The organism is Enemella evansiae, from assembly GCF_002250705.1.
Taxonomy (GTDB): Bacteria; Actinomycetota; Actinomycetes; order Propionibacteriales; family Propionibacteriaceae; genus Enemella; species Enemella evansiae.
This window is the reverse complement of record NZ_NMVP01000012.1, coordinates 298,420-310,363: the sequence shown is the minus strand read 5'-3', so window position 1 is coordinate 310,363 and position 11,944 is coordinate 298,420. Positions and strand designations below refer to the sequence as shown.

Genomic DNA, 11,944 nt, shown 5'->3' with positions numbered 1-11,944 from the left:
GTCTGACAGTGCTGGCCCGGATTCCCCGTCCTGCAAAGGAATCTGGAAATCTGTGGATAACTTTTCTGGGGTTCATCTCGACACGCGCGGTATTGCTCCGCTCCGCTCCGCATACCGCGCTACTCGATGAACGTGAGGAAGCCTCGCTGCGCGACCTATTCGATGAACGTGGGGTGCGCTGTCGCCGCGGATGAGCCGGACACATTCTGGTAACCCTCTACCGCCAGATTGGTATTCGGTATACCGTCTCCCGTCATGGGAGTGCATCGGCACGACAGATCCAGCGCAGCCCGCCCGCGCCAGCGGCCGAGGCTGGTGCTGCCCGCCCTGCTGGGGCTGCTCGGACTGCTGCTGGCCGGCTGTGCGCCGTTGGGCCCGACCGGGGCGAAGCTGGAGGGTGACCGGCTCACCGATCTGCGGCCGGTACGCCCCGGTGGCACCCTGCAGATCGCGCTGGCCAGCGACCCCGATCGGCTCGACCCCACCCGCTCCTCGACGTTGGTGGCCCGGCAGGTGTTCGCCTCGATGTGCGAGAAGCTCTACGACCTCGACCAGAATCTGCAGATCGTGCCCCAGCTCGCGGCCGCCCCCGCGAGCATCAGCGCGGACCAGAAGACGGTGACGATCCCGATCCGGCAGGGTCTGAAGTTCGCCGACGGCACCCTGATGGACGCCGCCGCGGTGAAGACCAGCCTGGACCGGCACCTCACTCTCAAGACCTCCGGCCGACGCAGCGAACTCGCCAACGTCGCCTCGATCAACGCACCCGACCCGGGCACGGTGGTGCTGAAACTCAAACAACCGGACGCCTCCCTGCTCTCGGTGCTCGCCGATCGCGCGGGCATGGTGATGTCACCCAAGGCGCTCACCGAACTGGGTGACGAGTTCTCCCAGCGGCCGGTCTGCATCGGAGCATTCCGTTTCAGTGAACGGATCCCCGGTGACCGCATCGTGCTGGACAAGGATCCCAACTACTATGCCGCGGACCAGGTCGGGCTGCAGCAGGTGGTCTATCGGATCATCACCGACGGCAGCGTCCGGTTGTCGAACCTGCGCTCCCGCGACGTCCAGGTCGGCGACCAGATGGATCCGGTCAGTGTCGGATCGATGGCCGGTGACAACGCCCTGCAACTCTTCAGCTCCGGCTCGCTCGGCTACCAGGGCATCTACTTCAACCTCAACAATGCCAATGGGATAGGCAATCCCCCGGGTCCGGTGAACAGCGCGATGGCAGGTGACAAACGGCTCCGCCAGGCGTTCAGCCTCGCCATCGACCGCAATCTGCTGAACACCATCGTCTTCCAGGGCCTCTACCAACCGGCCTGTACGCCGATCGCACCCGGTACCGAATACGCCGACCCGGCCCAGTCCGCGTGCGCGCCACGCGACCTGCAACGCGCCAGGCAACTGATCGCCGAAACCGGCGTACCCACACCGATTCCGCTCGAACTGACGATCCCGAACACCCCCGAGTCGAGCCGGATCGGCCAGGTCATCCAGGCGATGACCGCGGAGGCCGGCTTCGAGGTGAAGCTGCGGCCGATGGAGTTCGCGAGCTCGCTGTCCACCTCCCAGGACGGCCAGTTCCAGGCCCTGGCGGCCGGCTGGTCCGGCCGGATCGACCCGGACGGCAACATCACCCGCTTCGTGAAGACCGGTGCCGCCAACAACTACTCCGGTTATGGCAACCCGCAGGTCGACGACCTGATCAAGAAAGGTGTCGCCACCAACGACACCGCCGCCCGGCGCGACATCTACAAGCAGCTGATCGACGTGGTCGCCGAGGACGCACCGCTGATCTATCTCTATCGCCAATCGAATCTGGTCGTCGCCACCCAGCAGATCAGCGGCATCCGCGTCTATCGCGACGGCATCATCCGGATCACCGAAGCGGGGTACACCTCATGACGCGCTACCTGCTCAACCGGCTGGGTCAGGCGCTGGTCACGATGCTGCTGGTCAGCTTCGTGGTGTTCGCCGGAATCCGTGCCATTCCAGGAGATCCGGCACTGGTGATGGCCGGCGAGGACCGCAGCCCGGAGGCCATCCAGGCGGTACGCGACCAGTACGGTCTGGACAAGCCGGTGATCCTGCAATACCTGATCTGGATCTCCCGGGCGATCCGGTTGGATTTCGGCAACTCCGCGCGGACCGGCGTACCGGTCCTGGACCAGATCGTCAGCGCCCTGCCGGTCACCATCGAACTCGCCCTGCTGTCGATGCTCTTCGCCACCGTGCTCGGCATCGCCACCGGCACCCTGGCCGCGGTGAGGCGCGGCCGGCCCGCCGAGTGGTTCGCCAATGGACTCGCCCTGCTCGGCCTGTCGGTCCCCAACTTCTGGTTCGGCATCCTGCTGATCCTGGCCTTCGCGGTGGCGATCCCGCTGCTGCCCGCCTCCGGTTTCGTGCCATTCGGCGTGTCCCCGTTGGAGAATCTGCAGCGGATGATCCTGCCCGCAATCGTGCTCGGCTCCGGGCTGTCGGCGGTCGTGATGCGCCAGACCCGTTCCGGACTGCTCGACTCGCTGTCCGCCGACTATGTGCGTACCGCCCGCGCCAAGGGCCTGCTGGGCCGCGAAGTGCTGGTCTCGCACGCCCTGCGGAACAGCCTGATCACCGTGGTCACGGTGCTCGGTCTGCAACTCGGCAACCTGATCGCCGGCGCCGTCGTCACCGAGCAGGTGTTCACCCTCCCCGGTTTCGGGAAACTCACCCTGGACGGGGTCTTCCAGCGTGACTACCCGGTGATCCAGGCCGTGGTGCTGCTGACCTCCTTCGCCTACATCCTGATCAACCTGCTGGTCGACCTGACCTACTCGGTCCTCGACCCGCGGATCCGACTCGCCGGAGGCAGCCGATGAGCAGCGCAGCAGTGGGCACCGCGGTCACCGCGGCCGCGCCGAAACCCCAGTCCCGCAGCCAGATCCTGCTGCGCCGGCTGGTCCGCAACAAGCTGGCCCTGGCCGGTGGGGTGATCGCGCTGCTGATGATCCTGGCCGCGATCCTGGCACCGCTGCTCACCCCCTACGACTATGCCCGGCCGGACTTCAACAGCGCCCTCCAGCAGCCGAGCCCGGCGCACTGGTTCGGCACCGACGACCTGGGCCGCGATCAGCTGTCCCGGATCCTCTTCGGGCTGCGCGCCTCGCTGCAGGTCGGGCTGCTGGCGGTGCTGATCGCCGGGCTGGTCGGCATCCCGCTGGGCATGCTCGCCGGCTACTTCGGCGGCTGGCTCGACACCGTGGTCTCCCGGCTCACCGATGTGCTGCTCGCCTTCCCGTTCCTGATCCTGGCGGTCGGCCTGGCCGCCATCCTCGGCCCCTCGCTGACGAACGCCACGATCGCGGTCGCGATCGCCCAGATCCCCGCCCTGGTTCGGGTTTCACGGGCCGAGGCGCTGCGGTTGCGGGACAGCGACTATGTCGCCGCGGCGATCGCCAACGGGGGTACGCCGCTGCGGGCACTGGTGCAGCACGTGCTGCCCAACTCCGCCTCCGCGCTGATCGTCCAGCTCACCGTCGCCATCCCGGCGGCCATCCTGTCCGAGGCCGTGCTCAGCTATCTCGGTCTCGGTGTGCAACCGCCGACCCCGTCGCTGGGTGTGATGCTGTCGGCGGCCCAGTCCTTCCTGTTCCCCGCGCCCTGGCTGGCGGTCTTTCCGGGCCTGTTCATCGTGCTCGCCACCTTGGCGTTCAACCTGTTCGGTGACGGCGCCCGGGACGCCTTCGACCCCCGAGGAGACCGGTCATGACCGAAACAGTCCCCACCGACGCCGTGCCCACCGAACCCGTGCTCGCCGTCGAGGACCTGGACGTCCGCTTCGCCTCCGCGGAACGGCGGATCCACGCGGTCGACGGGGTGTCCTTCGCCGTCCGGCCCGGTGAGGTGCTCGCGATCGTCGGCGAGTCCGGGTGCGGCAAGTCGGTCACCGCGATGTCGATGCTCGGCCTGCAACCGCGGACCGCCCGCGTCGGTGGCTCGGCGTTGCTGCAGGGCACCCAGCTCGTCGGCGCCACCGAACAGCAGCTGCAACCGCTGCGGGGCAAGCAGATCGCGATGATCTTCCAGGAACCGATGACCTCGCTGAACCCGGTGCTCACCATCGGCCGGCAGATCGTCGAGGTGCTCCGCCGGCACCTGGGCATGGACCGCCAGCAGGCCCGCCGCCGGGCGATCGAATTGCTCACCCTGGTGGGCATTCCGGCCGCCGAGCAGCGGATCGACTCCTATCCCCACCAGCTCTCCGGCGGCATGCGGCAGCGGGTGATGATCGCGATCGCGGTGGCCTGCGATCCGGCGGTGCTGATCGCCGACGAGCCGACCACCGCCCTCGACGTCACCATCCAGGCCGGCATCCTCGATGTGCTGAAGGAACTGCGGGAACGCCTCGGCACCGCGATCGTGCTGATCACCCACGACCTCGGGGTGGTGGCCGATGTCGCCGACCGGGTGGTGGTGATGTACGCCGGCCGGGTCGTGGAGAGCGGCACCGTCACCGAGATCTTCGACGATCCGCAGCACCCCTACACCCGCGGCCTGCTCGGGGCCGTGCTGCGCCCCGGGGGCCGGGGCAGGCGGCTCGCCGAGATCCCCGGACTGGTTCCCAATCTGACCGAACAACCGGAGGCCTGCACCTTCGCCGACCGCTGCGCGAACGCCGACGACGAGTGCCGCAGCACCCGGCCACCGCTGACCGATCGCGGCGCGGGTCACGCCGTCGCCTGCTTCCATCCGGGGATCGCCCGGGTGCGGGCACCCGAGGAGGTGCCGGTATGAGCCGGATCCTCGAACTCACCGACGTCACCCGGCACTTCGGTCCCGTCCGGGCCGCCGACGGGGTGACCCTGCACATCGACGAGGGCGAGATCCTCGGCCTGGTCGGCGAATCCGGCTCCGGCAAGTCGACCATCGGCCGACTGGCGGTCCGCCTCGACGAGCCGACCTCGGGAACGATCACCTTCAAGGGCACCGACATCACCGCACTGTCCGCGCGCCGGTTGCGGCCGCTGCGCCGCGATTTCAACCTGGTCTTCCAGGACCCCTCGTCGTCGCTCGACCCGCGGATGACCAACGGGGAGATCATCGCCGAACCGCTGCAGCACCACCGGATCGGCGACGCAGCCGGGCGCCGGCAGCGGGTCGGTGAGCTGATCGCCCGGGTCGGACTGCGCCCCGAGGTCGCCGAGCTCTATCCGCACCAGCTCTCCGGTGGCATGCGGCAGCGGATCTCGCTGGCCCGGGCGCTGGCCACCGACCCGGCCCTGGTGGTCGCCGACGAGCCGACCTCCGCACTCGACGTGTCGGTGCAGGCGGCGGTGCTCAACCTGCTCACCGACCTGCAGCGCGAGCTCGGCTTCGCCAGCCTGTTCATCACCCACGACCTGTCCGCGGTGGAGTTCCTGGCCAACCGGGTCGCGGTGATGTATCTCGGCACCATCGTCGAGACCGGGCCGACGGCCGCGCTGATGGCCGATCCGCTGCACCCCTACACCCAGGCACTGCTCTCCGCCGCCCCGGTGCCCGATCCGGACGAGCAACGGGCCCGGCAGCGGATCGTGGTCTCCGGAGACCTGCCCAGCCCCGCCGATCCGCCGCCCGGGTGCCGCTTCCACACCCGCTGCCCGATCGCGGTGGACCGGTGCCGCACCGAGGTGCCGCTGCTGCGTAGCGTGGGGGAGCGTCAGGTGGCCTGCCACCTGGTGAGCGACGACGGTGTCGCACCGCGGTTGATCGCCCCCGAACGAACCACAGCCAGCAAGGAGCGCCGATGAGCTTCACCACCCGCCCCACCCTGACCGGCACCTTCGGCATGGTCGCCAGCACCCACTGGCTGGCGACCGCCTGCGGACAGTCGGTGCTGGAACGCGGCGGCAACGCCTTCGACGCGGCGGTGGCGACCGGGTTCGCCCTGCACGTGGTGGAACCCCATCTCAACGGCCCCGGCGGGGACGCCCCGATCCTGGTCAGCGTGGCCGGCGAGACACCGCGCATGCTGTGTGGACAGGGCCCGGCACCGGCCGCCGCCTCGGTCGCCTCCTACACCGCGCTCGGGTTGGACCTGGTACCCGGCACCGGCCCGTTGGCCGCCGCCGTGCCCGGTGCGGTGGACGCCTGGCTGCTGCTGCTCGCCGAGCACGGGACCTGGCCGCTGCGGGAGGTGCTGAGCTACGCCATCGACCTGGCCGCCGGCGGGCACGACCCGGTACCGCGGATCGGCGGCACGGTGGAGACCGTGCGCGACCTGTTCACCGACCACTGGCCGACCTCGGCCGAGGTCTATCTTGCCGGCGGCCGGTCGCCGCAGCCGGGAACCCTGTTCCGCAACGAAAAGCTGGCCGAGACCTGGCGTCGGCTGATCGATGAGGCCGAGGCCGCCGGCAGCGATCGGGAGGCCCAGATCGAGGCCGCCCGGCGCACCTGGCGGGAAGGATTCATCGCCGAGGCGATGCTGCGCACCAGCGAGCAGGCCGTGCTCGACTCCTCCGGGGAGAAGCATGCCGGCATGCTCACCGGGGACGACCTGGCCAGCTTCCGGGCGACCTGGGAGGAACCGGTCAGCGGCACCTGGGGTCCGTGGACGGTGCACAAGGGTGCGGCCTGGTCCCAGGGACCGGTGCTGCTGCAGCAGCTCGGCCTGCTCGCCGACATCGACCCGGGATCCCTTGCCCCACAGGGATTCGACGCATCGGTGGTGCACCGGATCGTCGAGGGCGCGAAGCTCGCCTTCGCCGACCGCGACGCCTGGTACGGCGACGCCGCACCGGTCCCGCTGACCACCCTGCTGTCGCCGACGTACGCCGACCAGCGGCGTGCCCTGCTCGGCGAGCAGGCCTCGCTGGACTGGCGCCCGGGCAGCCCCGATGGGCGTACCCCCCGGCTCGCCGACCACATCGAACGCCTGCTCCGCGGAGAATCGGTGGCCGCGGCCGGTGCGGGAGCGGGGGAGCCGACGGTGCAGGACGGCTCCACCCGGCCCAACGGTGAGACCCGCGGCGACACCTGCCACCTGGACGTGGTGGACCGCTGGGGCAACATGGTCGCCGCCACCCCGAGCGGTGGCTGGCTGCAGTCCAATCCGGTGATCGGTGAACTCGGCTTCCCGCTCGGCAGCCGGCTGCAGATGACCTGGCTGACCGAGGGCCTGCCCAACTCGCTGACCGGCGGCCGACGCCCGCGGACCACCCTGACGCCGAGCATGGCCTCGATCGGCGGCCGGGTGGTGCTCGCCTTCGGCACCCCCGGTGGCGACCAGCAGGACCAGTGGTCGACCCACCTGTTCCTGCGGATCGCCGACGAGTACGCCCGCAGCGGACGCCTCGATCTGCAGGCCGCGATCGATGCCACCAACTGGCACACCGATGCGGTGATCGGCTCGTTCTGGCCGCGTGGTTATCAGCCCGGATCCCTCACCGTGGAAGGAAATGCCGGCCCCGACCTGATCGAGGGGCTGCGGGAGCGCGGCCACCGGGTCACCGTCGGTGCGCCGTGGACGGAGGGCCGGCTGTCGGCGATCGCCCGGCACCCCGAGACCGGGATCTTCGCCGCGGCCGCCAACCCACGGGGTATGCAGGGCTATGCGGCCGGTCGCTGAGCGTCCGGAGCGCACCGGCCGGCGGGCCGGTCAGCCGATCGCCAGCAGGGCCGCCCGCTCGGCCTTCTGCACATGCTCGATGGCCAGCCGCCGGGCGGCCTCCGGGTCACCGGCGGTGAGCGCCTCGAGCAGCCCGAGGTGCTCGGTCCAGGAGTGCGGGGCGCGCTCCTCGGCACTCAGCCGGAACACCCAGCGGACCCGCCACATCACCGGCCGGACCATCTCGGTGAGCAGCAGATTCCCTGTCAGGGCGACGATTCCGGCGTGGAACTCGGAGTTCAACCGGCCCACCGAGGTGACATCACCCGACTCGGTGGCCAGCCGGGCCTCGGCCAGCACCCCCTGCAGCGCATCGACGGTGACCTCACCGGCGGCGACCCGGCCGGCGGCCAGCTCGGCCGCCATCCCCTCCAGGCCCGCGCGTACCTGGAACAGGTCGGTCACACTCTGCGCATCCAGGGTGGCGACCACCACACCCCGGCGCGGTACGGTGACGACGAAGCCCTCGCTCTCCAGCACCCGGATCGCCTCGCGGACCGGATTGCGGGAGACGCCGAGCTGCTCGGCCAACTGGTGCTCCACCAGCCGTGCGCCGGGTGCCAGCTCCCGATCGGTGATCCGGCGCCGCAGCTCGTCCGCGACCTGGGTCCGCAGCGGGATGTGGGCGGCTCCCAGGTTGATCGCCGCCGAAGAACGCTCCACGCTGTACACGGTATACCGCACGGCCGAGTGTTGGCAGGAGGTCTGATGAAGAAGGTGTTCGCCGCCATCACCCGATGGCTCGACCCCTATGTGCTGGTGCTGCTCGGTGTGGTGCTGCTGGCCGCGGTGCTCCCCGCCCGCGGGGCCGCCGTCGCACCCACCGAGTGGGCCGCCGACATCGCGGTGATGTTCCTGTTCTTCCTCTACGGCGCGCGGCTGTCCACCGAGGAGACCCGCGACGGCTTCCGGCACTGGCGGCTGCACCTGCTGGTGCTCGGCTTCACCTTCGTGCTCTTCCCGATCGTCGGCTGGGTGCTGTCCACCGCGACCAGCCCGCTGCTCTCCCCGACGCTGGCCGGCGGCCTGCTCTTCCTGTCGCTGCTGCCCTCCACCGTGCAGTCCTCGGTCGCGTTCACCTCGATGGCCCGGGGCAATGTCGCCGCCTCGATCTGTGCGGCCTCGTTCTCGAATCTGCTCGGTGTGCTGATCACCCCACTGCTGGTGGCGCTGCTGATGGGGGCGCACACCACGATCAGCCTGGACACCGTCTGGAAGCTGCTGCTGCAACTGGTGCTGCCCTTCGCGGTCGGTCAGCTGCTGCACAAGCCGCTCAAGGGATTCCTGACCAGGAACAAGAAGATCATCTCCAAGACCGACCGGTTGGCGATCCTGCTGGTCGTCTACACCGCCTTCAGTGCCGGCATGCGGGAAGACATGTGGTCGCGGATCTCCGGCTGGCAGCTGCTCGCCCTGCTGGTCGTCAACGGGATCCTGCTGGCCGCGGTGATGACCGCCACCATGCTGATCAGCAAGGCCCTCGGCTTCTCCTGGCCGGACCGGATCGCGATCGTCTTCGCCGGTTCGAAGAAGTCGATGGCGTCGGGGCTGCCGATGGCCAAGGTGCTCTTCCCCGCCGACCAGGTCGGCATCATGGTGCTGCCGCTGATGCTGTTCCACCAGTTGCAACTGATCGTCTGCGCCCAGCTGGCGCGCCGCTGGTCCAAGCTGCCCGAGGAGCCGGTACGCGCGGGGGTCGAGAAATAGCCCTTTCATCTCGACACGGCCGCCATTGCTCCGCTTCGCTACGCATGGCGGCCTACTCGATGAGCGGGGTGGCGGCACCGTAGCTTTGGACCGGTGACCGACGAACTGCGGCTCAGCGTGCCCGACCCCGAACGCAGCTGGCGACGCGTCGAGCTGGCGTACCACCTGGACCTCGACCTGCCGACCCGCTTCCGGCGCATCCGGACCGGCTGGGCGCTGCGGATGCCGACACCGCCGCTGGACCGGCTCGACTACACGCTGCGGGTCACCGATGCCGCCGGGGCCGAGCAGACCATCCCCGATCCGGGCAATCCGCGGGTCGCCGGCGGGAGCTTCGGGCCGAGCTCCTGGCTGCCGATCGGGGCGTACGCCGAACCGGCCTGGCTGGCGGCCGAGGAACCGGCCCAGCACCTGGAGCACTGGGGGCTGAGTGACACCGCGGCCGGCGAGCTGACCGCCCGCGTCTGGTCCCCGGCGAGCAGCCGCCCCGGTGACGACCTGCCGATGCTGCTGGTGCACGACGGGCCGGAGCTCGCGGCCCATGCCGCGCTCACCCGCTTCGTCGGCACGCTCGGTCACCCACTTCGGGTCGTGCTGCTCGACCCGGGCCCGGACCGCGACCAGCGCTACAGCGCCGATGAGGCGTACGCCGCCGTGCTCGCGGAGGCCGTCGGGGTGCTGCGGCAGCGCTGGCCGAGCAGTCGGAAACCGGTGCTCGCCGGCGCCAGCCTCGGTGCGCTGGCCGCGCTGCACGCCGCCTGGCGCCACCCCGGCACCTTCGCCGGTCTCTGGCTGGCCTCGGGGTCCTTCTTCAGCCCCGACACCGATCCGGGTGAACAGGGGTACGCCCACTTCCCGCGGATCGCCGGGTTCACCGCCGAGATCGCCGCGGCCGAGGCCCTGCCGGATCTGGGTGCGGTGACGATGGTCTGCGGCACCGCGGAGGAGAACCTGGCCAACAACGAGCTGCTCCGCGATCGGTTGCGCGGGCTCGGTGCGGGTGGCGACCGGGGTGTCGGCTGGGGGACCGCCCGGCAGGGGCACACCACCAGTTGCTGGCGCGACCTGTTCGACCCGCACCTGCGGGAACTGTTGGCGACCGCCTGGGGCTGCTAGACATGGCCCAGGAGGCAACGATGACTACCGAACGGCACCACCTGATCGGCCTACTGCTCGGAGCGGAGGAGGACTGGCCGCAGGCGTTCGAGGCGCTGCTGCCCAAGCTCGGCCCGCTGACCGGCGCGGACGGCGTACGCCACCGGATCGAATCCGAGCGGCTCACCATCGAACCCTTCGACCTCACCCAGCCGGTGCGCACCGATCTGGTCATCGACCGACTGGCGCACTGGTACTACGTGCCGCGGGAGTGGTTGAAGAAGGCATCGCTGATGAACGGCACCTACCTGCTGAACAGCCCGTTCACCTTCCAGGCGATGGAGAAGCACAGCGCCTACTGCGCGATGCTGCGGCTCGGGCTGAAGGTGCCGCGGACGATCCTGGTGCCTTACAAGAACCCGGTCGACAACGTGCGCTGGGCCTACACCTCGGCGAAGTACAACCTGCCCTTCGACCTTGATCAGATCGCCGATGATCTTGGTTATCCGCTCTACATGAAGCCCTTCGACGGCGGCGGCTGGCGCGGGGTGTCCCGGGTCGACAACCGCGACGACCTGCACCGGGCGTACGACGCCTCCGGTGAGATGCTGATGCACCTGCAGGCCACCGTCGACTACGACGTCTTCGCCCGGGCGCTGTCCATCGGGCCGGAGACGATGGTGATGGACTTTCGGCCCGAGAACCCGATGCACGAGCGGTACCAGGTCAACCACCAGTTCCTGTCCGCGAAGGCCGGGCACGAGGTGGCCGCGATCAGCCGGATCGTCAACGCCTTCTTCGGCTGGGAGTTCAACTCCGCGGAGATGCTGGTCGCCGGCGACGAGGTCTACCCGATCGACTACGCCAACGCCTGCCCCGATGTGGCGGTGACCAGCCTGCACTACTACTTCCCGTGGGCGATGACGGCGCTGCTGCGCTGGTCGGCGTACTGCCTGGTCTCCGGGCGGAGGGCCAGCGTCGACCTGCACACCGACGACTATTTCAAGATCGCCGACGATCCGGCGCTGGACTACTCGGCGAAGCTCGAGGCCTATCTGGAGCTCGCCGACGCGCAGCTCGACGCCCACCGCTACTGGACCTGGTGCGACCAGCACCTGGCCCACCTGCCCGAAGCCGTGCACGACTGGTTCGCCAGCCCCGGTTTCGACCGGATCCTGGTGGAGACGGTACGCAGCACCTATCCCGAGCACGAGTGGCCCAAATTCCTTGATCATTTCCGGGGTCTGGTGAGTGCCTGGGTCCATGATCAAGAAGCCCGGCCGGCGAGCTGATCCGCTCATCGAGTAGGTCGCGCAGCGACTCCCTCCGCTCATCGAGTAGGTCGCGCGGCGACCGTGTCGAGATGAGGGGGGTGCGGGTTCATCTCGACACGCGAGCCATTGCTCCGCTGCGCTCCGCATGGCTCGCTACTCGATGAACGTGTAAGAGGGGCGCTGCGCTCCGCATGGCTCGCTACTCGATGAGCGGGGATTGGGGGCGCGGGCGCGAGCC

Annotated in this window: 10 protein-coding genes; 9 read left to right on the top strand and 1 reads right to left on the bottom strand. The window is 69.5% G+C overall.

Features of this window, described 5'->3' with window-relative positions; genetic code table 11:
* Positions 1-255: 255 nt before the first annotated feature.
* Genes BI335_RS10050 through BI335_RS10025 form a run of 6 tightly spaced genes read left to right on the top strand, consistent with a single transcriptional unit; the run spans position 256 to position 7,591 of the window.
* Positions 256-1,908, top strand: coding sequence for an ABC transporter substrate-binding protein (locus BI335_RS10050; protein WP_094430693.1), 1,653 nt, complete (start codon positions 256-258; stop codon positions 1,906-1,908).
* Positions 1,905-2,861: an ABC transporter permease gene (locus BI335_RS10045; protein ID WP_094430691.1), complete on the top strand. Its 957-nt coding sequence runs from the start codon at positions 1,905-1,907 to the stop codon at positions 2,859-2,861. The genes BI335_RS10050 and BI335_RS10045 overlap by 4 nt, the downstream gene beginning before the upstream one ends.
* Complete coding sequence (locus BI335_RS10040; protein ID WP_094430690.1) at positions 2,858-3,751, top strand: ABC transporter permease; 894 nt, start codon at positions 2,858-2,860, stop codon at positions 3,749-3,751. The genes BI335_RS10045 and BI335_RS10040 overlap by 4 nt, the downstream gene beginning before the upstream one ends.
* Entirely contained in the window at positions 3,748-4,776 is a 1,029-nt protein-coding gene (locus BI335_RS10035; protein WP_094404459.1) for an ABC transporter ATP-binding protein, read from the top strand. The genes BI335_RS10040 and BI335_RS10035 overlap by 4 nt, the downstream gene beginning before the upstream one ends.
* The gene (locus BI335_RS10030) at positions 4,773-5,771 is read left to right on the top strand and encodes an ABC transporter ATP-binding protein (RefSeq protein ID WP_094430688.1); all 999 of its coding nucleotides are present in this window, start codon (positions 4,773-4,775) and stop codon (positions 5,769-5,771) included. The genes BI335_RS10035 and BI335_RS10030 overlap by 4 nt, the downstream gene beginning before the upstream one ends.
* Positions 5,768-7,591, top strand: a complete 1,824-nt coding sequence (locus tag BI335_RS10025) for a gamma-glutamyltransferase family protein (RefSeq protein ID WP_094430686.1) — start codon at positions 5,768-5,770, stop codon at positions 7,589-7,591. Before BI335_RS10030 ends, BI335_RS10025 begins: the two co-directional genes overlap by 4 nt.
* 30 nt (positions 7,592-7,621) lie before the next feature.
* On the opposite strand, the gene BI335_RS10020 is transcribed toward BI335_RS10025, so the two are convergent.
* Positions 7,622-8,293: a GntR family transcriptional regulator gene (locus BI335_RS10020; protein ID WP_208109270.1), complete on the bottom strand. Its 672-nt coding sequence runs from the start codon at positions 8,291-8,293 to the stop codon at positions 7,622-7,624.
* Between the two features lie 45 nt (positions 8,294-8,338).
* Between BI335_RS10020 and BI335_RS10015 the strand changes: the two genes are divergently transcribed.
* From BI335_RS10015 to BI335_RS10005, 3 genes are all read left to right on the top strand, one after another.
* Complete coding sequence (locus tag BI335_RS10015) at positions 8,339-9,337, top strand: bile acid:sodium symporter family protein (RefSeq protein WP_094356657.1); 999 nt, start codon at positions 8,339-8,341, stop codon at positions 9,335-9,337.
* Positions 9,338-9,430: 93 nt separating this feature from the next.
* Positions 9,431-10,453, top strand: coding sequence for an alpha/beta hydrolase-fold protein (locus tag BI335_RS10010; protein ID WP_094430684.1), 1,023 nt, complete (start codon positions 9,431-9,433; stop codon positions 10,451-10,453).
* Positions 10,454-10,473: 20 nt separating this feature from the next.
* Positions 10,474-11,724: an ATP-grasp domain-containing protein gene (locus BI335_RS10005; protein WP_094430682.1), complete on the top strand. Its 1,251-nt coding sequence runs from the start codon at positions 10,474-10,476 to the stop codon at positions 11,722-11,724.
* Positions 11,725-11,944 lie beyond the last annotated feature (220 nt).